The sequence below is a fragment of the Halobacillus ihumii genome (assembly GCF_902726645.1).
Classification (GTDB): domain Bacteria; phylum Bacillota; class Bacilli; order Bacillales; family Halobacillaceae; genus Halobacillus_A; species Halobacillus_A ihumii.
Genome location: NZ_CACVAO010000001.1, coordinates 3,967,017 through 3,988,739 on the forward strand (window position 1 = coordinate 3,967,017; position 21,723 = coordinate 3,988,739).

The window sequence follows — 21,723 nt, forward strand, 5'->3', positions numbered from 1 at the left end:
GAAAAAGCCGCTGCCATTAAATTGGCAGCGGCTTTTTTTGTGTAAGATTTAAGACCTATAATAATTACAATTTATAACAAAATGTATACACAAAAGTTATAGAAAGTGCTCCTTTTGTAGGCATTTTATAAAGGAATTATAAATGTAATTTATTTTATGAATTAAATGTGTAATAATGTTCATTATAGTAGATTTTTCGACAAGTGGTAACAATTACCGCAGAACTCAATCATATGTAGTAAGAGAGAAGAACTATTTATGTTCATAATCAAAAAGGTTTGGGTTCAAAATGTACTAATATTTATCTTGTATTTAAAATCTATTCGGGCCATTAGTAATTGATAGGAGGTCATAAAGATTGAAACTTTTTAGTGAAACATTTACCCTTCTTGAAAACTCTCTAAACTACACAACTGCAAAAAATAGAGCAATTTCTAACAATATCGCTAACGTGGACACACCTGGCTATAAAGCGAAGGATGTTGTCTTTAAGCATGTGTTAGAAGGGGAAATGAACAGCTTAGAGGCAAAACGAACAAACTCCCGCCACATTCCATTTTCTAATGAGGGAAACAGTCCGTACAAAACGGTGACGCAGCAGGGCACTACATATAATCACAACGGAAACAATGTGGATATTGATAAGGAAATGAATGAGCTTGCGAAAAATCAAATTCTCTATCAAGCTCTAGTTGACCGCATGGGCGGAAAGTTTAGGAGTCTTGAAAATGTGCTTAAAGGAGGAAATTAATCCATGAGTATTTTTCATGCGATAAATACGAGCGCGAGTGCTTTAACAGCTCAGCGATTAAGGATGGATATTGCTTCTTCGAACATAGCCAATGCGAATTCAACAAGAGCGACCATCAATGAAAATGGCGAGTGGGGACCTTACAGAAGAAAAATGGTTGTATTCGAACCTAAAGACAATTCGTTCCAATCCTTTTTAGATACAGCGGCTAATCGTTCGGGCTCGCCCGGTAAGGGTGTCAAAGCATCCGCAATCGTAGAGGATGAGGAACCATTTAAACAAATGTATAACCCCTCACACCCGGATGCAAACGAGAATGGCTATGTTCTGCTTCCGAATGTGGACCCTTTACAGGAAATGGTCGATCTGATGAGTGCAACACGTTCATATGAAGCTAATGTGACAGCAATTAACGCCACAAAAGGCATGTTAATGAAAGCCCTGGAAATTGGTAAGTAACAAGGAGGAATACATATGGTAAATGGAGTGCCCGTTACTAATGATCCATTCATTAAATTGATACAGTCTCAAGCTTCAAAACCAGTCTCCACTGGTGAAGCGCATGAGGCATTCGCTAGCAGCTTGAAACAAGCTATTAATACAGTGAATGAGGCTCAAATTGCCTCAGATGCGAAAACAAAGGCCTTGGCACGCGGTGAAGTAAACGATTTGCATGGCGTTATGATCGCCTCACAAAAAGCGAGTATTACGATGCAGACAACCATTGAAATTCGCAATAAAGTTATTGATGCTTATAAAGAAATGATGAGAATGCAAGTCTAACCGTACTCTCATCATTTGTTATCATACATATTCTCTTAACTTGTTCGTTTTATGGGGGCAATTATGAAAGAAAAAATAATAGTTTTTAAGAATAAAATAACTGCCTATTGGAGGGAAAGGTCCTCGAAGCAGAAAGGGTTGTTTATTGGGGCAGCAGCAGGAATTATTCTGTTGCTGAGTATAGCCAGCTTTTTAGCGGCACAGACCAATATGGTGCCACTCTATCGGGATTTATCACTCCAGGAAGTAGGCCAAGTAAAAGCGGAGCTGGATACACGCGGTGTTCCTTATGAACTGGATCAAGGGGGGACAACGATTTCCGTTCCTGCAGAGCAGGCTGATTCATTGCTGGTAGATCTGGCAGCTGCAGGCTTGCCTGACAGCGGTAATATTGACTACAGCTTTTTCAGTGGAAATGTCTCGTGGGGCATGACCGATAACGAGTTTGATGTCATCAAACTTGATGCGATGCAAACAGAGCTTGCCAACTTAATGACAGAGATCACGGGGATTGAAGATGCCAAAGTGATGATTAATATACCGGAGGAACAGGTATTTTTGTCTGAATCCACTCAGGATGCGTCGGCATCAGTAGTGCTTAATATACAGCCAGGCTATGAACTCCAGCCGAACCAGGTGGAAGCCTTGTATAATTTAGCATCAAAATCTGTTCCCAATCTTTCTAAAGATAATATCGTCATTATGGATCAGAACTTTAATTATTTTGACTTAAATCAAAATCAAATGGCTAGCGGCGCAGATACCTATACATATCAACAATCTATTAAAGAGGATATTGAGCGGGATATCCAGCAGCGCGTGCAAAAAATGCTCGGTATGATGATCGGGCACAATAAAGTGGTAGCGACAGTCACAGCAGATATTGATTTCACAAAAGAAAATCGAGTGGAAGAGTTAGTTGAGCCTGTTGATCCTGAAAGTATGGAAGGCTTGCCTGTCAGTGTGGAGCGAATTGAAGAAACTTACACAGGCGGTACTCCTGAAGGTGGTGTTCCCGGAGCTGGTGAAGGTGAGGTCCCTAATTATCCAGCTGAGGCAGAAGGAGATAACGGCGACTACGAAATGACGAAAGAAACGATCAACAACGAGTTCAATCGAATTCGGCGGGATATCGTTGAAAGTCCGTACAAAGTTCGTGATTTAGGTATACAGGTCGCCATTGATAATACGAAGGATACAAACGGTGACGGTGAAGTACAGCAGCTTACTCAACAGGAACAGCAAACGGTACAAGAGAGTGTTCAGTCGATTTTGAGCTCAATGATTACCACGTCTATTAACGGAAGTTATGGCGAAGTCAATCCTGAGGAAAAAGTATCGATTGTCTTCCAAGAGTTTAGCGGTGAACCAGAATTTCCTGCAGAAACTACAGGAATTCCGCTCTGGATGTATCTCGTTGGAGGTGGACTCCTTCTTGTGATTCTTGTGCTTATAGTAATGCTGTTCAAGCGTAAGAGTAAGGTTATGGAGGAGGAAGCAGTATTTGAAGAACCGGCTGTCCAACAGCCAGACAGCATACCAGACATAGAAGAAAATGAAACGGAGTCATCGGTCAGACGCAAACAGCTTGAACGTATGGCTAAAGATAAGCCTGAGGAGTTTGCCAAGCTGCTTCGTTCATGGATTGCTGAAGATTAAGGAGGTCCTAATATGGCCTATCAGGCATCAAGGTTAACAGGAAAGCAAAAAGCAGCAGTGCTGTTAATCTCTCTCGGTCCAGATGTTGCTGCACAAATCTATAAACATTTGACAGAAGAAGAAATGGAAAAACTAACATTGGAGATTTCCTCTGTTCAGAAAGTAGATACAGCTCAAAAGGAAGAAGTGCTGGATCAATTCCACCAGATCGCTCTGGCACAGGATTATATTTCACAAGGGGGGATCGGTTATGCGAAAACGGTCCTGGAGAAAGCGCTTGGCGAACAGGAGGCCTCCAATATTATCGGTCGACTGACATCTTCATTGCAGGTCAAGCCGTTTGATTTCGCGAGAAGAGCCGATCCTAATCAAATCTTAAATTTTATTCAAAATGAGCATCCGCAAACGATTGCACTTATTTTATCGTACTTGGATGCAGCCCAGTCAGGACAAATCCTGTCAGAGCTGCCTCAAGAGTTACAAGCGGATGTGGCACGAAGAATTGCGACAATGGATTCGACTTCGCCGGAAATCATCAACCAAATTGAAAGTATTCTTGAGAAGAAGCTTTCCGCAACTGTGACACAGGACTATACAGAAACTGGTGGGATCCAGGCGGTAGTAGAAGTGTTAAATGGAGTGGATCGAAGTACTGAACGAACGATTCTAGATGCGCTGGAAATTCAGGATCCTGAGTTGGCGGAAGAAATCAAGAAACGGATGTTCGTCTTTGAAGATATCGTGACATTGGATAACCGTGCTATTCAGCGTGTTATCCGCGAGGTGGACAATGATGATCTGCGCTTGTCCTTGAAAGTATCCAGTGATGAAGTGAAAGCACTCGTGTTTACGAACATGTCTGAACGGATGGCCGAGACTTTTAAAGAAGAAATGGAAATTATGGGGCCAGTGCGGCTGCGTGATGTAGAAGAGGCACAAACACGTGTAGTCGGAACTATCAGGCGTCTTGAGGAAGTGGGAGAAATCGTGGTGGCACGCGGTGGGGGAGATGACATTATTGTCTAATCAGAATTCATTGCAAAAGCGTGTCATTGGGTTAAAGCCTGTAACGATTCAGAAACGCCAGCATGAAAGAGAAGCTTCCGAGCAACAGAGTAATGACGAAGCAAATCGGCTCTTAGCGGAAGCAGAACAAGAGTTGGCTCTAGCAAAGCAGGAGGCGCAAAGTCAATTAAAAGCAGTCGAACAAGAAATTTCAGCGCAGCGCGACGCCTGGGATGGGGAAAAGGAATCGTTGGCTCAGGAAGCCTATCAAGAAGGTTTTAATAAGGGGTTTCATGATGGGCAATCACAAGGGTATCAGGAGTTTTCAGAACAGCTCACTCAGATCAATCACATTATGACTCTGGCGCAAAAGGACTATGCGAGTACAGTTTCAGCTAGTGAAGAAATGATATTAGAACTTGCCGTCAGCAGTACTGAGAAAATTATCAATCAACAGTTAAAGGCTGACCCTGAGAGCTTTTTACCGGTCGTTAAGAAGGCGATTGAAGAAGTTCAAGATCATCCGGAAATTGTTGTGTATGTGCACCCGAATGATTATGAGCTGATTCATTCTCAAAAAAGTGAATTAGTATCCATAACTAGCTTTAAGGCCACATTGACTATTTATATCGATGAATCGCTGGAACGATTCAGTTGTATGGTTGAATCTCCGTTTGGCCGTGTTGAAGCAGGGATTGACCATCAGCTCACTCAGCTTCGTGAAAAGCTTCATCAGCTTGTGCAAGAGGAGAAGAATGATGAATAAACAGGTATATCTTGATGCGATCAAACGGATGGATACATATAAACGGTATGGAAAAGTTCATCGAGTAATCGGATTGATGATTGAATCAAAGGGTCCTGAAGCTTCGATTGGTGATCTTTGTTATATTCATACTTCTTCCTATGATTCTAAAAAAATAGCAGCAGAAGTAGTGGGGTTTAATCATGAAAAAGTATTGCTGATGCCCTTTCGTGAAATTCGTGAAATCGGTCCAGGTAGTTTAGTAGAAGCAACAGGAGAGCCGCTTCAAATTAAAGCAGGTCTTGGGCTGATCGGAAACGTTCTGGATGCGATGGGACATCCGTTAGATCAGACGATGTTACCTAAAGGGTTAAAAACCTACCCAACCGAACAACACCCGCCGAATCCGTTGTCGCGTCCGACAATCAAAGAACCGATTCAAGTAGGTGTAAGGGCGATTGATTCTCTCCTGACGGTTGGAAAAGGCCAGAGGATTGGTATTTTTGCTGGCAGCGGGGTAGGTAAGAGTACACTGCTCGGGATGATATCAAGAAATAGTGCTGCTGATATTAACGTTATTGCCCTGATTGGCGAACGTGGACGAGAAGTACGCGAATTTATTGAGAACGACCTCGGAGAAGAAGGCTTAAAGCGATCGGTCGTCATCGTAGCCACGTCTGATCAGCCGGCGCTAATGCGGGTGAAGGGAGCCTATACCGCAACGGCCATCAGTGAATACTTCCGGGATCTTGGCTATAACGTTAACTTAATGATGGATTCCGTTACACGTTTTGCAATGGCACAGCGGGAAATTGGTTTAGCTACTGGTGAGCCGCCAACGACGAAGGGGTACACACCTTCCGTTTTCGCCATGCTGCCAAAACTTCTGGAGCGCACGGGGACAAGCAGTCTCGGAACAATTACGGCTTTTTACACCGTTCTCGTCGATGGAGATGACCTCAATGAACCGATTTCAGATACAGTACGAGGGATTCTGGATGGTCACTTTGTGCTGGATAGGAAGCTGGCAGAACAGGGTCAGTTTCCGGCGATTAACATACTAAAATCTATTAGCCGGGTCATGAATCAAATTGCTTCCCCTCCCCATAAACAAGCGGCCGAACGAATGCGGGCGCTGCTGGCAACGTATGAGGAAAATAACGAACTGATTCAGATTGGTGCTTATAAAAAAGGAAGCAGCCGTGAAGTTGATGAAGCCATCCATTACCATCCCTCTCTCATTCGTTTCTTAAAGCAAGGGGTTCATGAGCGGTCGAGTTTTGAACAGTCCGTTGAGTCACTTGAAAAGCTGTTTACATAGGAGTGTAGAAGAATGACGAACGTTCAAGCCTTTCATAAGATCAAACAGTTACGCGAACGAGACAAAAAGGAAAAGCAAAAAATGTACCAGGAGCAAATGGATGCCTTTGAATCCGTAGCTACCAGATTATATGAGAAATTGAAACAACGAGAAGCAGCTGAGCAAAGTTTTCATGAAAGTCTTACTCATTCTAAGGTTAAGGCGCATTCCTTCATATACCACCGACGCTATATTGACCAGCTTGACAGTGAAATCATGCAGCTCCAGCCGCAAGTGCAGCAAGCAAGAACGCAAATGGAGAATGCTCAAACACACCTTTCCTCAGCCCACATTGAAGTGAAAAAATTTGAGAAGCTGATCGATAACAAACTGGCACGACACAGACAATGGCTGAAAGAACAAGAAACGAAGCAAATGGATGAATTATCAACCAGGCAATATTTAAATGAGAAAAACAGGTGATTACATGGCAAACAAAATGAAGCATGATCAGGAGAAAGGCAGTAAACTCCAATGGTTTTTCTTCGTTCTCGTTGTCCCTGCACTATTTGCATTAACCCTTACCGTTGTTGTGTTAACCATCATGGGTGTCAATGTAGTGGAAAAGGCAGAAAGCTATGCCAATCAAATCCCAGGATTGTCAACGCTCGTATCGACGTCGGATGAGAGTCAGAATATGAGACAAACGGAACAGTTTGAAACGGTTATTGCTGAGCACAATGAGAAAATCGACCAGCTTCAGCAGCAGGTAGAGGACAAGCAGCTAACGATTGATGAATTACATCAACAAATAGAACAACTTGAGACAGATCTTGAGTCGGCATTAGCTGCTTCTGATGAACAACAAACTGAAGATTCCTCCGCTGGCTCTGATCCAATGAGAGAAATGGCCGTTTCCTTTGAGGAAATGGATGAAGAGGAAGCAGCCCCCATTATTGAAAATATGGATAAGGAATTAGCTGTCCAGCTTCTGGCAGAAGTGGCAAGCAGCCAGCGAGGAGCGATTCTCGGGGCAATGACACCGGAAGCTGCTGCTGAGATTGCAAGTTTACTAACTGGTGCAGCTGCCAATTAACTAGTGATCGAACCTGAAAGGAGGTGAAAGAATGTGAAAAGTATGGCGCTTTTTTCTTCTTTTTCTAGACCGTCTGTACAGCAAACAGGCATGACCGCCAACCAGCTTGGTAAAAACCAAGATTCAATGCAAAGCTTTCAATTATTGCTCTCAAAGGTTTCCAGCCAGCAACCCACAAGCAACATGACGAAACTGGAACAGCTTGTAAAAGAGTTGAAAAAGTTGTTACACCAAATGGGAGGTTCTTCAAGTTCGGGAGGTCAGCCCAGTACAAGCTCTATACAAGGTGAACAATTTATCGCAGCTCTAGAAAAAATAAGTGGTAACCAGTTATCCGGAAAATGGACAGAAGAAATCAAGAAATTACTGAGTGCTAAAGTGGATGACTTACGTCAACTCTCCAATCAGGATCAAACGCTTCTCATTGAACAGTTGAGTGCGTTGCTGGAGCAGGTTAATTCAGAGGACTACCCACCTGTTACAATGATTAACGTTCAAGTCACTCCACAGGTAGACACAGTGAAACAAACTTCCCAATCTGACGGTGTTTCACTTCATGCGGCTCCTTCCAAACAACTTGCTGATTTATGGAATCGTTTTGAACAAATCATGATCAAACTGAACGATCAAATTCCGGTTAGCCAACCTGTTAAATCAGAACAGCTTGACCCAGCTCTCATGGTCAAATTGAAACAAGTTCTGCAACAATTAGCCGATTTACAAGCAAGTTCAAGTCAAAAGGATGCTTTTCAACGAATGTTGACTCGCCTTAGTGACCAAAGTCCCGGACAGCAGCAGTTGCTTTCAAACTTGCTGAACAACTTTACGCGTAAGCAGTCACTGCCAGCACCGTATCAACAACAAGCAGCCGTAACCAGTAAGGATGTGGCCAGATGGGCAGCACCATTACTTCAGAAGCAGCCTCAGGTGGAGTCGGCGCAAGGACAAGGTTTTACCCAGGTAATGTCCAAAGTGGAACAGTATGTGATCTATGTGAATCCAAATCAATCGGGTCACAGCATGCAGAAGCAGCTTATGGAACAGTTTGAACAACTTATCAAATCAAATCGCCTATTTATAAACAATGCTGGCCATATGGAAATGAATATCCGGTTAAAGCCTCAACAGCTAGGAGATATGACTGTAAGGCTCGTTCAGTTGAATGGTGAAATGACGGTTAAGATTTTAGTTAGTACTCAGTCAGCTAAAGAGATGCTCGAAGGTAACATTCAACAGCTTAGACATATGTTTTCGCCTCAGCAGGTGGTCATTGAAAAGCATGATCCCTCAGCTCCGAGTCCGTTCCTAGGTGAGGATGATCAACCATCCAGTGAGTTTGATGAACGAGATCATGGGTCTGATCATTCACAAGACCAGCAGCAGAATGAGCATTCCGAGGAAGAGGTTTCATTTCATGAATTGTTAATGAACGAAAAAGTATGAGGGGGTTACCATGACGAAAATTGATTCATCCTTTTATTTGAACAACCAGCCATCAACAACAGGATCTGGAAGTAATACACTTGGAAAAGATGCTTTTTTAAAAATCTTAATGGCTCAAATTCAAAACCAGAGCCCTTTAGATCCGATGAAAGACAAAGAGTTTATTGCTCAGATGACACAGTTTTCAAGTTTGGAACAAATGACAAATTTATCACAGTCGATGCAGGAGTTTATGACGTCTCAACAAATGACACCGGTTGTTAAATACAGTGGTCTGATCGGCAAGGAAGTCAGCTATCCTGTCCGTAATGAGGAGACTGGCTTTACTGAGGAACATAAAACAGGCACCGTGCAGGCCGTGAGTCAGAAAGATGGAGAAATAAAACTTGTACTTGAAAATGGTCAGTCAGTGAATGTGTATGACATTACAAAAGTTAGTCAGAAAACGACAGAAGAATAGAAGGTAGGTACGGTTATGGAACCTCGAATTCATCAGATGCATCAGCCGCTGCCTTTACCGAAGACAAAAAAGGTGCAGGATCAGCCAACTCAGTCATTTCGAGACGTATTTCAAGACACTAAAAGTCTTCAAGTCAGTAAACATGCACAACAACGATTGCAAGAGCGTAATATTTCGATTGATGACAGCAAATGGCAGATGATCTCTCATAAAATGACCGAAGCCAAATCTAAAGGCATTACTGATTCATTGGTCGTAACGAATGAGGCTGCTCTTGTCGTCAGTACAAAAAATCATACCGTTGTCACAGCAATGGGACGCGAAGAGTCAAGTTCACACATATTCACTAATATTAACGGAACCATCATAATCGATGAATAAGGCCGGACCCAATAGTCAGGGAAGCCAAATTAAGCTTACGGACTGATAGAAGTAAGCTCATAATTAAATGGAAGGAATGGTAGCGATATGCTTCGTTCAATGTATGCAGGAATTTCTGGTATGAAAGGGTTTCAGGCAAAGTTAGATACAATTGGAAACAATATTGCCAATGTAAATACGTACGGATTTAAAAAAGGCCGGGTCACTTTCCAGGACATGATGAGTCAGACAGTATCTGGAGCTCAAGGACCGATCCAGGGAGCAGGCGGGGACAATGTCCGGGGTGGAGTGAACCCTTCACAAGTTGGACTTGGCTCACAAATTGGCTCCATTGATACAATCCATACGCAGGGTAATCGTCAAACAACGAATCGTCCGCTTGATTTAGCCATTGAAGGAGACGGCATGTTTATCCTGGCTGAAGGAACCGCTGCGTCAGGTATCAATACAGCTGCTAAAACCGTTGCTCTTGAGGACGTAAACTTAAGTTTTACGCGAGCGGGTAACTTCTACTTAGATGATGACGGTGCCATCGTGAACGCGGAAGGAAAATATGTGATCGGAGAAACGGATACGGGGACTGCTGGAGTGATTACCATTCCTGAAGATGCCCAAAGCTTCAGCATTCAGTCAGATGGAACCGTAAACTACGTAAACAATCAAGGGGATCTTGCTGTAGCGGGACAAATTAGACTTGCTCAATTTTCGAACCCGAGCGGGCTTCAGAAAATTGGCGGGAACAGCTTCCAGTTAACGGAGAATGCCGGGGTGTTTACAGCAGCTGGTGATGGAGAGTTGGCCACCCTTCAAGATCTTCTCGTAGCTGGTCAAGGAGGAACCGGTCAAATGGTGTCCGGAGCACTGGAAATGTCGAACGTGGATTTAGCCGAATCATTTACTGAAATGATCGTGGCGCAACGAGGTTTTCAAGCAAACACAAGAATTATTACGACCTCAGATGAAATCTTGCAAGAATTAGTAAACTTAAAACGTTAGTAAAGGGGGGAGGAGGTTGGGACATAATTAAACTTATTAAGTAAAAAGACGAACAATGTGCTGTTTTAGCGAAGTATATTTTCGTAGCGGTTTATAGGCACCAATCATAGTTTTTATAGTTCGGACTTCCATTTGATAAAACACTTTTGTCCCAGCCTCGTTCAATTAGATGATTTCATTAACGAGGTTGAATGGAGAGGGATTTTGGTTTAACGCGATATACATAGAAAGGATCCAATCAAATCCTGACACAACGATCACAACAACGCATGGTAAACGGTTTGTCGTAAAAGAGTCGGAAGCAATCGTTATTAAAAAAATGAAACACTTTTATCGCGAAATCGGGCTGTTACGAGTTGTGGATAAGGCAGGTGACAGCATTGAAGAGTAACTTGTTTAAAACCGTCATGATTATAGTAAGTACTCTTACCGTCGCAGGTGTGGCGGCACTGATTGTCGTTTTAAACTTAGATCGCAGCGAAGCGAGTGGAGAACGATCGATTGACGAGATAAGAGAAGCATCGCTGCTGACCGAAGACATAACTATTGATACTGTCGACGGTCATTTCGTCCGAATTAGCTTCAGAATTGTAACAGATGGGGAGAAAGCCTTGGAAGAATTGAAGAAACGAGATTTCCAGATGAAGAACATTTTAATCAAAGAACTTGCCACAATGAAAGCCGAATCTTTCCAGAGCGGACTAAGCGGACTGGAAGAAGAAGTGAAATTACGGCTCAACGAGTTAATGAAGAATGGAATTATTACCGAAGTTTATACCGTTGAGAAAGTCCTTCAGTAATTTGAAAAGCAGTTCTCTAAAAAGATTTGTTATTGACGTAAGAACTATAAACTCTCTACGCATTCCGCGGAGCTGAGCCTCCTCGCTCGCTTCGAAAACGAAAGTTTATTTCAGAATCGAGGAATAAAGAGCAACAAAATTTTGGAAAAGATTCATTTAGAGGGGGTGGTGTTTTGGCAGATGAAGTACTTTCACAAAGTGAGATTGACTCACTTCTCTCAGCATTATCGACGGGGGAAATGGATGCTGAAGAACTGAAATCTGAGGAAAAAGAAAAAAAGGTACGAGTCTATGACTTTAAACGAGCTTTGCGTTTCTCTAAAGATCAGATTAGAAGTCTTTCCCGCATTCATGAAAACTTCGCCAGGTTATTGACAACCTATTTTTCAGCGCAGTTAAGAACGTATGTAAATATAAGTGTGGCATCGGTTGATCAACTTCCTTATGAAGAGTTTATCCGTTCCATCCCAACGATGACGATCTTAAATATTTTCAGTGTTCCTCCGCTTGACGGACGAATCTTGCTTGAAACCAATCCGAACATAGCTTATGTCATGCTGGATCGCGTTCTCGGTGGAAAAGGGACGAGCGGAAATAAGGTGGACAACCTGACCGAAATCGAAACCATGATTATGTCACAGCTTTTTGAGCATTCCCTGGAAAACTACCAGGAAGCCTGGGGGTCAATCGCTGAAATTGAACCGGTGTTAGAGGAACTGGAGGTAAACCCTCAGTTTTTGCAAATGGTTTCTCCAAATGAAACTGTAGTCGTTGTTTCCTTTAATACGTCTATCGGGGAAACGAGCGGGATGATTAATATTTGTATTCCGCATGTTGTTCTTGAACCAATCATACCGAAACTGTCTGTTCACTACTGGATGCAGAACCGGCAGACAAAGGAAAATAATTCTGACGAGTTCGCCGCCTTGTCGAAAACGATTCAAAGTGCCCAAGTAGATGTACGAGCTATCTTAGGTGAAGCTGATATGTCGATTGAGGAATTTTTGAAGCTTAATAAAAATGATGTGATTCGACTAGATCAACTTATTGAAGAGCCGATGAAACTCAAAGTGGACGAGGAAGAGAAGTTTTTCATCCAGCCAGGCAAAAGAAAGAACAGACTAGCCGTACAAGTGTTAGATGAATACCGGAGGAGGGCCAAACAGTATGAATGACGATATGCTGTCACAAGATGAAATAGATGCACTTTTGAATGGAAATGTAGAGGAGGAGGGAAACAAAAGCCAGGAGTCACAAGAATCTACCAAGGTTGAGGATTTTCTTTCCAGCCTTGAACAAGACGCTCTTGGAGAAATAGGAAATATTTCTTTTGGAAGCTCTGCCACAGCACTATCCTCTCTGCTTAACCAAAAGGTGGATATTACGACTCCTTCTATTTCTGTCGTGAAAAGATCTTCCTTGTCAGAGGAGTTTCCTAAGCCTCACGTGGCGATAAACGTTACATATACAGATGGATTCTCTGGGGAAAACCTCTTAGTGATCAGGGAACCGGATGCAGCAGTCATTGCCGACCTGATGTTGGGTGGAGATGGTACAAATCCTGCTGAAGGTTTGAATGAAATTCATTTGAGTGCCGTTCAAGAAGCTATGAACCAGATGATGGGATCGGCAGCAACAAGTATGTCCACCGTCTTTAAGAAAAAAGTGGACATATCACCACCGGCGATTAATGTTTTATATCCCGAAGAAAATCAGGGTACCGATCAAATTCCAGCTGATGAAGCACTAATGAAAGTGTCTTTTAACCTTAAAGTTGGGAATTTAATTGATTCAGCTATCATGCAGCTGCTGCCGGTGTCGTTTGCTCGTGAATTAGTGGATCAACTGTTAGATCCTCCCGAGGAAAACGCTGATACAACAGTACAAACCTCGGGAAATGATCCAGACGTTCAGCAGCCGTCCCGGCAAGCTGCACCACGCCCGCAACCTGCGCAACGACCAGTAGAGGAGGAATCAGAGCCGCAGCTAGTCGGAGGCGCCAGCGGACAGGAACTTCACAATTCAACGATTCAAACGGCAGAATTCTCGGATATGGAGCACGTGCAGTTAAGTAATAATGAGCAACATAATCTGGATATGTTAATGGATATTCCTTTAAAAGTCACCGTTGAATTAGGAAGAACCAAACGTACGATCAAAGAAATTCTTGAACTTTCAGCAGGCTCAGTCGTTGAACTTGATCGATTAGCCGGCGAACCAGTTGATATCCATGTCAACGACAAACTGATGGCTAAAGGCGAGGTCGTAGTTATCGATGAAAGCTTTGGGGTCAGGGTAACAGATATCCTGAGTCAAAAGGATCGCTTAAAAAAATTAAAATAAAGTCAGGGGAGAACGAGAAATGGCAGAACGTATTTTAATTGTAGATGATGCAGCATTTATGCGAATGATGGTGAAAGATATTTTAACGAAAAATGGGTTTGAAATTGCCGGAGAGGCTGAAGATGGCCAAAAGGCTGTAGAACTTTATAAGGAACATCAGCCTGATTTAGTGACAATGGACATTACGATGCCGGAGATGGACGGCATTACGGCGTTAAAAGAGATTAAACAGTACAATCCCAATGCCAAGGTGATTATGTGTTCAGCCATGGGGCAGCAAGCGATGGTAGTCGATGCGATCCAGGCTGGAGCAAAGGATTTTATTGTCAAGCCGTTTCAGGCTGACCGTGTGATTGAAGCGATACAAAAAGCACTTAACTAAAGAGTAGGGATTTAAATGAATACAGGAATAAGAACGACTTGTGCGATTATCATCGTAACTTTACTTTCGCTGTCATTAGGGTTCCAAGTACAAGCGCTGGGGCCCTCTGTTAGTGAATGTACGAAGAATCCAGAATTAGAAGGCTGTACAACAGGTGACACGGGTGGCACAAAAAATAAGGATACCGACGGGGGTTCCGTTGCAGATGCTGGTTCTGACACTTCCATCGTATGGAATATGATTAGACTGGTATTTGCGTTACTACTCGTTTTAGCCTTAATCTACGGCTTGTTGAAGTTTTTTAATAAACGAAGTAAAGGTTTCAGTAAAAATCGCACAATGGAGAATTTAGGTGGTTTGACCCTGGCTCCCAATAAATCGCTGCAGGCAGTACGAATTGGAGAGCAGATCTTTATAGTTGGTGTAGGAGACAGCATAGAGGTTATTACTGAAGTTACCGATCAGACTACGAGGGAAAGCCTCCTTCATCAAGAGAATAACGACCTCGTCAATAAAGGAATTAGTCACTTACTTAATCAGAACAAAGAACGGACGGCTGACGCGTCTAAGACAGCCGCTTCTCCATTCAAGCAGCTGTTTGAGCAACAGCTTGGGGAAATGAAGCACAAACGCAAACGGGCAACGGACAAGCAGAAGGGAGTGGACTCTGATGAATGAATTTATTAATATATTTTCAGGTTCAGATCCAGAGAACATTGCTACATCGGTGAAGCTCCTATTGCTTTTAACTGTCCTCTCCCTTGCACCAGGGATCTTAATATTAATGACGAGCTTTACTAGAATTCTAATTGTCCTGTCGTTTGTTAGAACATCACTGGCTACCCAGTCGATGCCCCCAAATCAGGTGCTCGTAGGGATCGCACTCTTTTTAACATTTTTTATTATGGCCCCTACTTTTCAGGAGGTCAATGAACAAGCACTTACCCCATTATTTAATGAAGAAATTTCATTAAATGAAGCGTATGAGGAAGCAAGTATCCCGATGAAAGAATTTATGGCGAAGCACACGAGACAGAAGGATTTAGCACTGTTTATGGAATATTCGGGAATGGAGCGGCCGGAATCCATACAGGAAATACCATTAACTACACTAGTTCCTGCATTTGCGATCAGCGAACTGAAGACCGCTTTTCAAATGGGATTTATGATTTTTATTCCGTTCTTAGTGATTGATATGGCGGTAGCCAGCGTGCTGATGTCTATGGGAATGATGATGCTGCCACCTGTAATGATTTCATTACCTTTTAAGATTTTATTGTTTGTTCTTGTTGATGGGTGGTATTTAATCTCGAAATCATTACTGGAAGGATTTTAAGAAAAGGAGGTAGCAAGCATGAATAGTGAAATGGTGATTTCTTTTGCTAAAGAAGGAATTTACACAGTATTGCTCGTGTCAGGACCCTTGTTAATATTGGCTTTGGCGATCGGACTCCTTGTTAGTATTTTTCAAGCGACAACCCAAATTCAAGAACAAACACTCGCGTTTATTCCTAAAATCGTAGCTGTGCTTATCGGTTTAATCTTTTTCGGACCGTGGATGCTGACCCATATGGTGCGGTTTACTGCCAGTATATTTGAAAACTTGAACATGCTGGTTGGGTAGTATGCTTGACGTATTAAATTTGTTTAATTTGCCAGCATTTCTATTAATCTTTGTCAGGGTTACTTCCTTTTTCGTTACCTTGCCGATTTTCTCTTATCGCAATGTCCCAACTCAGCATAAAGTAGGCTTCAGTTTTTTCCTGGCCCTGCTTATGTACTTTACTATTGAGATTCCTCCGATACAGGTAAATGAAACATTTATTCTGCTGTTGTTTAAGGAGGCGGCCGTCGGACTCGCAATTGGATTGTTAGCTTATATTATTTTAACGGCTATTCAAATTGCGGGAGGGTTTATAGATTTTCAGATGGGATTTGCCATTGCCAATGTCATCGACCCGCGTACAGGGGCCCAAAGTCCATTAACTGGTCAATACTTATATATGATTACCCTGCTGTTTATTCTGGCAGTGAACGGTCACCATCTTATGTTGGACGGAGTGTTTTACAGCTATCATTTAATTCCTATTGATCAGTTCCTTCCATTAGAAGATGAAGGGTGGATTATGTATATCATTAACGCTTTTAATCAAATGTTTGTGATTGCCTTTCTCATGGCGGTACCCGTTGTCGGCTGTTTGTTTCTGGTCGATGTGGCTCTTGGGATTGTGGCCCGGACAGTACCGCAGTTAAATGTGTTTGTAGTTGGTCTGCCTTTAAAAATCTTTATTGCGTTCGTTGTATTAATCATTGCAATGACCTTCTATATTATGCTGATCCGCACGTTGTTTGAAACGATGCTGGAAACGATGCGCGGGCTCATGCAAATTTTTGGAGGTGCGTGACGGTGAGCTGGCTTAAACTTGACTTGCAATACTTTGCTGCTGATGAAAAAACGGAAGAAGCCACACCGAAGAAGCGGGAAGATACGCGGAAGAAGGGGCAAGTACCGAAGAGTCAGGATGTGAACACAGGGTTTCTGTTAATTCTGGTATTCGGAGGTCTCTATTTGTTCGGTGGACAAATGAAAGAAGCTATGACGACCATGCTTCGCAAATCATTCAATGAATATATTCATTGGACAGTCTCAGAGGACCAGGTTTTTACAATGTTTCTTGAGGTGACAATCGAAATAACGAAAATATTGGCACCGATTATGGGAATCGCCATGGTTGCAGGAATTGTCTCAAATCTCATCCAGGTAGGGGTCATGTTTACAGGAGAACCATTGAAGTTCGACTTAAAGAAACTGGATCCTATTCAGGGAGCTAAGAAAATTTTTTCAGCGAGAGCCCTCGTAGAGTTAGTAAAATCCTTGCTGAAAATAACGATGATTAGTGTCATCACGTTCGCCATCATCTGGATCAATAAAGGGCCGTTAATGATGGCATCGCAGAAGTCTGTGGAGGCTGCTCTTGCCTTTTTCGGGAGAATCACGATCCTGATGGGACTTGCTTCAGGGCTAGCCCTTCTTTGTTTGTCCGTCCTCGATTACATCTATCAGCGCTATGACCATGAGAAAAATATTCGCATGTCGAAAAAGGATGTGAAGGATGAGCATAAAAATATGGAAGGGGACCCTTTAATTAAGTCAAAAATTAAAGAAAAACAAAGACAGATGTCAGCTTCCCGAATGATGAGTGAAGTACCGGCTGCAGATGTAGTCATTACCAATCCGACCCACTATGCAATTGCTATCAAGTACGATGAGGATAAATCAGATGCTCCCATTGTTGTTGCTAAGGGTGTCGATTTCATTGCTCAGAAAATTAAAGAAGTGGCTAAGGCCAATGACATTGTCATGGTAGAAAATCGACCGTTAGCAAGAGCATTGTATCAGCAATCTGAAATCGATCAGCCGATTGATGAACAGTTTTATAAAGCGGTAGCAGAAGTTCTCGCCTATGTATATCGATTAGAGAAAAAAGTGTAAGGCGGTGAATCTGCCACCCTCCGTGAAATTTTCAACATGTACTAAGCTAAGGAGTGACCCCGATGTCAGCAAAGGATCTATCCGTCTTATTAGGCGTTATCTTAATTATCATAATGCTCGTTATACCGTTGCCTGGGTGGCTTCTAAGTTTTTTAATCTTAATTAATATTGCGCTGGCTCTAATCGTGATCCTCGTTTCCATGAATATGGATCAAGCGTTGAAGTTTGCTGTTTTTCCAACGTTGCTTTTATTGTTAACTCTTTTCCGGCTGGCGTTGAATGTGTCGACAACGCGATCCATACTGTCTGAGGCGGATGCCGGTGCAGTGGTCGCTACGTTCGGAACTTTCGTAATCGGTGGTAACCCGTTGGTAGGTTTCGTTGTTTTCATAATTCTAGTCATTATTCAATTTCTAGTCATTACAAAAGGGGCGGAACGTGTCTCAGAAGTAGCCGCTCGTTTTACTTTAGATGCAATGCCTGGGAAGCAGATGAGTATTGATGCCGACTTGAATGCAGGGTTGATTAATGAACAGCAGGCGAAAGAGCGAAGAGAAACGATTGAAAATGAATCAGATTTTTACGGAGCCATGGATGGAGCTAGTAAATTCGTAAAAGGGGATGCCATCGCTGGTATTATCATTGTGCTGATTAATATTGTTTTCGGACTTATTATCGGAATGGTACAGATGGGAATGCCATTTGGAGAAGCGATTGATGTTTACATGCGTTTAACGGTAGGGGATGGCCTTGTGAGTCAAATTCCTGCCTTGCTGATCTCGACTGCAACAGGGATTGTAGTGACACGTGTCGCCTCTGAAGGCAATCTGGGAACAGATGTGACCAACCAATTGTTACGCTATCCAAAATTACTTTATATTGCCGGTGCAACGATTTTACTTCTTGGGTTAACCCCAATTCCCTTCTTTTTAACGGCATTGATCGGATCGATTTTAATTTTCGGTGGCTATTGGCTGTCTCGTGTGAGTCAGGAGCCTGAATTTGTGGAAGATGAACAGCTCGATGAAGCAGAAAGTGATCAAATGAAATCACCTGAGAATGTCGTGAGTTTGATTAGTATGGATCCAATTGAATTTGAGTTTGGGTATGCTCTGATCCCCATTGCCGATACCAATCAAGGCGGGGACTTGCTTGATCGAATTGTCATGATTCGCAGACAGCTTGCCATTGAACTGGGTATTGTCATTCCTGTCGTTAGAATTCGTGATAATATACAGCTCGGCCCCAACGAATACCGCTTAAAGGTAAAAGGAAACCAAGTCGCTCAAGGAGAATTGCTGCTCGATCACTTTTTAGCAATGAGTCCTGGCGGTGACGATGAATCGATTGAAGGCATTGACACACTGGAACCTGCTTTTGGCTTACCGGCAAAATGGATTACAGAAGAACTTAAGGATGAAGCTGAGTTGTCTGGCTATACAGTAGTAGATCCGCCTTCGGTTGTGTCTACACATATTACAGAAGTGATTAAGCAAAATGCCCATGCATTACTTGGACGCCAGGAGACTCAACAGCTCATTACCCATTTGAAAGAGTCGTATCCGATTCTGGTGGAGGAAGTGACGCCAGATCCATTATCAATCGGTGATGTGCAAAAAGTATTGGCTAAGCTTTTACGAGAAAATGTCTCCGTTAAAAATTTGCCAGTCATTTTTGAAACGCTTGCTGATTTTGGAAAAATGACAAATGATAGTGAATTGCTCGCCGAATACGCGAGGCAAGCTTTAGCAGCGCAAATTACAACCCAGTACCGTAAAGGAGATAACACTATTCGTGTGATAACAGTGTCGGGAACCGTTGAGAAGCTAATTGCAGATCATATCCAGCAAACAGAACACGGCAGCTTTTTATCGTTAGATCCTGAATCGCAGTCCACGATCGTGCAGTCCGTAGGTGCACAGGTCGAACAAGTTTCGCTTCAAGAAGAAACAGCTATTTTACTTTGCTCACCGGCTGTCAGAATGTATATGAAACAACTGCTCGATCGGTTTCTGCCGCAAGTTGTTGTTCTGTCTTATAACGAACTCGATCCCAATGTGGAAGTCCAAAGTGTGGGAGTGGTGAATGTCGCATGAAGGTAAAGAAATTTCAGGCTGGAACGATGCCGGAAGTGATGAAGAAGGTAAAGCAAGAATTAGGGACAGACGCCGTGATTTTAAATTCCAAGCCCATCCAAGTAGGTGGTATTCTCGGGTTCTTTAAAAAAACTGAAGTTGAAGTGATCGCCGCAATTGAACCTGCTCCAAGATCAATTGCGAAGAAGATATCAAATGATGAAGCGACAGCCTCTTCCTTAAAAGCGGAATCTAATGTTGAGGTGCTGAAAGAATTGCAGTCATTAAAGATGATGCTTCACAGGCAAATGCAACAGTCTGCTTCCTCAGAAACCATTGAAAAAGTCAATCAGCTTCTGATTAATCAGGAAGTTGAACCAGAGCTCGCCAGGAAAATTACAGACCAGCTTCTTGATCTATCAGGTGATGAAGCACAACTCGATGAGCAATGGGACGTCCTGACAAAGAGGGTTCTGCAGGCGAAATTATCGCATCTTTCATTTGGCGAACCGTCGTTTAAGAAGAAATTTATTCATCTGGTTGGACCTACAGGGGTAGGCAAGACGACGACCGTAGCTAAGATGGCTGCCGATGCCGTGTTAAACCGGAAACTTAACGTTGCTTTCATCACAACTGATACATACAGGATTGCAGCAATAGATCAGTTGAAGACATATGCGAAGATTTTAGATGTTCCGTTCGAGGTAGCTTATAGTTTGGATGACTATAGGAAGGCGAGAGAAAAGTTATCAGACTATGATTTAGTTTTTATCGATACCGCTGGACGCAATTTTCGCGATGAACAATATGTGAGGGAACTGAAGCAGTTGATTCACTTCTCTGAAGATACCGAAACCTATTTAGTTTTATCTCTTACGGCAAAATATCGAGATATGACAGCCATTTATGACCAGTTTACCGGGATTCCGATTGAGAAGCTTATTTTTACGAAGGAGGACGAAGCTGAACGTGTAGGTGGTGCCGTCAGTATGGCTGTGAATCATGATATTGGCATTGCTTATGTTACTCACGGTCAAAACGTGCCCGATGATATTAAGCCGGCGAGCAGCGAAGCTCTTATTCATTCAGTCATGGAGGGCAGCATCAATGGCTGATCAAGCGGAGCAGCTTCGTGCACGTCTTCTTCATAAAATGAAACCATCCAGTGCTTGTACTATTGCCATCGCTAGTGGAAAGGGCGGAGTAGGAAAAACTAATTTCACGGTGAATTTCGCTTTAAAACTAATAGAAGAAGGAAAAAAAGTATTAATTTTTGATCTGGATATCGGCATGGGAAATGTAGACATTTTACTTGGCGTGACACCAAGGTACTCGGTTGTAGATTTGCTTCAGCGAGAGGTCTCCTTGGAGAAAATTATCGAGTTCGGCCCGAATAATCTTGCTTATATTGCTGGGGGCTCAGGGCTATCAACCCTTTTTCAAATGAATGAAAGTGGTTTTCATTATTTTCAGCAAACATTCGAACATCTTGCTTGTGAGTATGACCTTATTTTGTTTGATATGGGGGCTGGAGCTACAGAAGATAGTTTGAAATTTATTAGTTCAGCTGATGAGGCAGTGATTGTCACCACACCCGAACCAACCTCGATTACAGATGGGTATGCAATGATCAAACATCTGACCAAACGAAACGATGCTTTACCTATTCACGTGCTGATTAATCGAACCTTAAGTGAACAGTCAGGCCTGGAGACATTTATAAGACTTGAATCAACGGTTAAGAAATTTATCGGTAAGGAATTGATACACTTAGGAGCAATTCCTGACGATCGTTCTGTAATAAGAGCTGTCATTAATCAACTTCCTTTTGTTCTTGATGAACCAAGGAGTAAGGCTAGTAAGGCTGTAGGAAAGATCACTGAACAATATTTGACAGCTAAAGGTTACCAACACGAGAGGAAGACAGAATCCTTCCTTTCTAAACTTAAGCGTCTCGTTGTGAAATAGGCTTCCATGTAAATGCAAAAATCCTGATAATAATCAGCCAGGC

At 42.6% G+C, this 21,723-nt stretch carries 26 protein-coding genes; all 26 read left to right on the forward strand.

The window, feature by feature from the left end:
- Positions 1-358 precede the first annotated feature (358 nt).
- The 26 genes from flgB to G6R08_RS19970 all read left to right on the forward strand — a co-directional run bounded on the left by flgB (position 359) and on the right by G6R08_RS19970 (position 21,680).
- Complete coding sequence (gene flgB / locus G6R08_RS19845) at positions 359-751, forward strand: flagellar basal body rod protein FlgB (RefSeq protein WP_163530553.1); 393 nt, start codon at positions 359-361, stop codon at positions 749-751.
- 3 nt (positions 752-754) lie between these two features.
- On the forward strand, positions 755-1,210 hold the full coding sequence (gene flgC / locus G6R08_RS19850) for a flagellar basal body rod protein FlgC (protein ID WP_163530555.1): 456 nt from the start codon (positions 755-757) through the stop codon (positions 1,208-1,210).
- A 15-nt stretch (positions 1,211-1,225) separates the two neighbouring features.
- Positions 1,226-1,534 carry a flagellar hook-basal body complex protein FliE gene (gene fliE, locus G6R08_RS19855; protein WP_163530557.1) on the forward strand — a complete coding sequence of 103 codons (309 nt, stop codon included), beginning with the start codon at positions 1,226-1,228 and terminating at the stop codon, positions 1,532-1,534.
- A 63-nt stretch (positions 1,535-1,597) separates the two neighbouring features.
- The gene (fliF, locus tag G6R08_RS19860) at positions 1,598-3,193 is read left to right on the forward strand and encodes a flagellar basal-body MS-ring/collar protein FliF (protein ID WP_163530559.1); all 1,596 of its coding nucleotides are present in this window, start codon (positions 1,598-1,600) and stop codon (positions 3,191-3,193) included.
- Between the two features lie 12 nt (positions 3,194-3,205).
- Positions 3,206-4,219: a flagellar motor switch protein FliG gene (gene fliG / locus G6R08_RS19865; RefSeq protein ID WP_163530561.1), complete on the forward strand. Its 1,014-nt coding sequence runs from the start codon at positions 3,206-3,208 to the stop codon at positions 4,217-4,219.
- A complete protein-coding gene (fliH, locus tag G6R08_RS19870) occupies positions 4,212-4,964 on the forward strand; it encodes a flagellar assembly protein FliH (protein ID WP_163530563.1) in 753 nt (250 codons plus the stop codon). The genes fliG and fliH overlap by 8 nt, the downstream gene beginning before the upstream one ends.
- A complete protein-coding gene (fliI, locus tag G6R08_RS19875; RefSeq protein WP_205439481.1) occupies positions 4,957-6,264 on the forward strand; it encodes a flagellar protein export ATPase FliI in 1,308 nt (435 codons plus the stop codon). The genes fliH and fliI overlap by 8 nt, the downstream gene beginning before the upstream one ends.
- Before the next feature lie 12 nt (positions 6,265-6,276).
- A complete protein-coding gene (fliJ, locus tag G6R08_RS19880) occupies positions 6,277-6,726 on the forward strand; it encodes a flagellar export protein FliJ (RefSeq protein ID WP_163530567.1) in 450 nt (149 codons plus the stop codon).
- 4 nt (positions 6,727-6,730) lie between these two features.
- A complete protein-coding gene (locus tag G6R08_RS19885; RefSeq protein ID WP_163530570.1) occupies positions 6,731-7,339 on the forward strand; it encodes a MotE family protein in 609 nt (202 codons plus the stop codon).
- A gap of 42 nt (positions 7,340-7,381) precedes the next feature.
- Positions 7,382-8,782 carry a flagellar hook-length control protein FliK gene (locus G6R08_RS19890; RefSeq protein WP_240339839.1) on the forward strand — a complete coding sequence of 467 codons (1,401 nt, stop codon included), beginning with the start codon at positions 7,382-7,384 and terminating at the stop codon, positions 8,780-8,782.
- A 10-nt stretch (positions 8,783-8,792) separates the two neighbouring features.
- The gene (gene flgD, locus G6R08_RS19895; RefSeq protein ID WP_163530574.1) at positions 8,793-9,242 is read left to right on the forward strand and encodes a flagellar hook assembly protein FlgD; all 450 of its coding nucleotides are present in this window, start codon (positions 8,793-8,795) and stop codon (positions 9,240-9,242) included.
- 15 nt (positions 9,243-9,257) lie between these two features.
- Positions 9,258-9,623, forward strand: coding sequence for a TIGR02530 family flagellar biosynthesis protein (locus G6R08_RS19900; protein WP_163530576.1), 366 nt, complete (start codon positions 9,258-9,260; stop codon positions 9,621-9,623).
- Between the two features lie 87 nt (positions 9,624-9,710).
- Positions 9,711-10,619: a flagellar basal body rod protein FlgG gene (flgG, locus tag G6R08_RS19905; protein ID WP_163530579.1), complete on the forward strand. Its 909-nt coding sequence runs from the start codon at positions 9,711-9,713 to the stop codon at positions 10,617-10,619.
- Between the two features lie 187 nt (positions 10,620-10,806).
- Complete coding sequence (locus G6R08_RS19910) at positions 10,807-11,010, forward strand: flagellar FlbD family protein (RefSeq protein ID WP_420810411.1); 204 nt, start codon at positions 10,807-10,809, stop codon at positions 11,008-11,010.
- Entirely contained in the window at positions 10,991-11,419 is a 429-nt protein-coding gene (locus tag G6R08_RS19915) for a flagellar basal body-associated FliL family protein (RefSeq protein ID WP_338035450.1), read from the forward strand. The genes G6R08_RS19910 and G6R08_RS19915 overlap by 20 nt, the downstream gene beginning before the upstream one ends.
- Positions 11,420-11,592: 173 nt before the next feature.
- Positions 11,593-12,594, forward strand: coding sequence for a flagellar motor switch protein FliM (gene fliM / locus G6R08_RS19920; protein ID WP_163530583.1), 1,002 nt, complete (start codon positions 11,593-11,595; stop codon positions 12,592-12,594).
- The gene (gene fliY, locus G6R08_RS19925; protein WP_163530585.1) at positions 12,587-13,762 is read left to right on the forward strand and encodes a flagellar motor switch phosphatase FliY; all 1,176 of its coding nucleotides are present in this window, start codon (positions 12,587-12,589) and stop codon (positions 13,760-13,762) included. The genes fliM and fliY overlap by 8 nt, the downstream gene beginning before the upstream one ends.
- Positions 13,763-13,781: 19 nt before the next feature.
- On the forward strand, positions 13,782-14,144 hold the full coding sequence (locus G6R08_RS19930) for a response regulator (protein ID WP_079529856.1): 363 nt from the start codon (positions 13,782-13,784) through the stop codon (positions 14,142-14,144).
- Between the two features lie 15 nt (positions 14,145-14,159).
- Positions 14,160-14,822: a flagellar biosynthetic protein FliO gene (locus G6R08_RS19935; protein WP_163530587.1), complete on the forward strand. Its 663-nt coding sequence runs from the start codon at positions 14,160-14,162 to the stop codon at positions 14,820-14,822.
- Positions 14,815-15,480 carry a flagellar type III secretion system pore protein FliP gene (gene fliP / locus G6R08_RS19940; RefSeq protein ID WP_163530589.1) on the forward strand — a complete coding sequence of 222 codons (666 nt, stop codon included), beginning with the start codon at positions 14,815-14,817 and terminating at the stop codon, positions 15,478-15,480. Before G6R08_RS19935 ends, fliP begins: the two co-directional genes overlap by 8 nt.
- Positions 15,481-15,498: 18 nt before the next feature.
- Positions 15,499-15,768 (forward strand): flagellar biosynthesis protein FliQ, encoded by a 270-nt coding sequence (gene fliQ, locus G6R08_RS19945; protein ID WP_163530591.1) that lies wholly within the window; start codon positions 15,499-15,501, stop codon positions 15,766-15,768.
- Between the two features lies 1 nt (position 15,769).
- Positions 15,770-16,549, forward strand: a complete 780-nt coding sequence (fliR, locus tag G6R08_RS19950; RefSeq protein ID WP_163530593.1) for a flagellar biosynthetic protein FliR — start codon at positions 15,770-15,772, stop codon at positions 16,547-16,549.
- Between the two features lie 2 nt (positions 16,550-16,551).
- Positions 16,552-17,637, forward strand: coding sequence for a flagellar biosynthesis protein FlhB (flhB, locus tag G6R08_RS19955; protein ID WP_163530596.1), 1,086 nt, complete (start codon positions 16,552-16,554; stop codon positions 17,635-17,637).
- Positions 17,638-17,699: 62 nt separating this feature from the next.
- Positions 17,700-19,733 carry a flagellar biosynthesis protein FlhA gene (flhA, locus tag G6R08_RS19960; protein ID WP_163530597.1) on the forward strand — a complete coding sequence of 678 codons (2,034 nt, stop codon included), beginning with the start codon at positions 17,700-17,702 and terminating at the stop codon, positions 19,731-19,733.
- Complete coding sequence (flhF, locus tag G6R08_RS19965) at positions 19,730-20,827, forward strand: flagellar biosynthesis GTPase FlhF (RefSeq protein WP_163530599.1); 1,098 nt, start codon at positions 19,730-19,732, stop codon at positions 20,825-20,827. The genes flhA and flhF overlap by 4 nt, the downstream gene beginning before the upstream one ends.
- A complete protein-coding gene (locus G6R08_RS19970) occupies positions 20,820-21,680 on the forward strand; it encodes a MinD/ParA family protein (protein ID WP_163530601.1) in 861 nt (286 codons plus the stop codon). Before flhF ends, G6R08_RS19970 begins: the two co-directional genes overlap by 8 nt.
- Positions 21,681-21,723 lie beyond the last annotated feature (43 nt).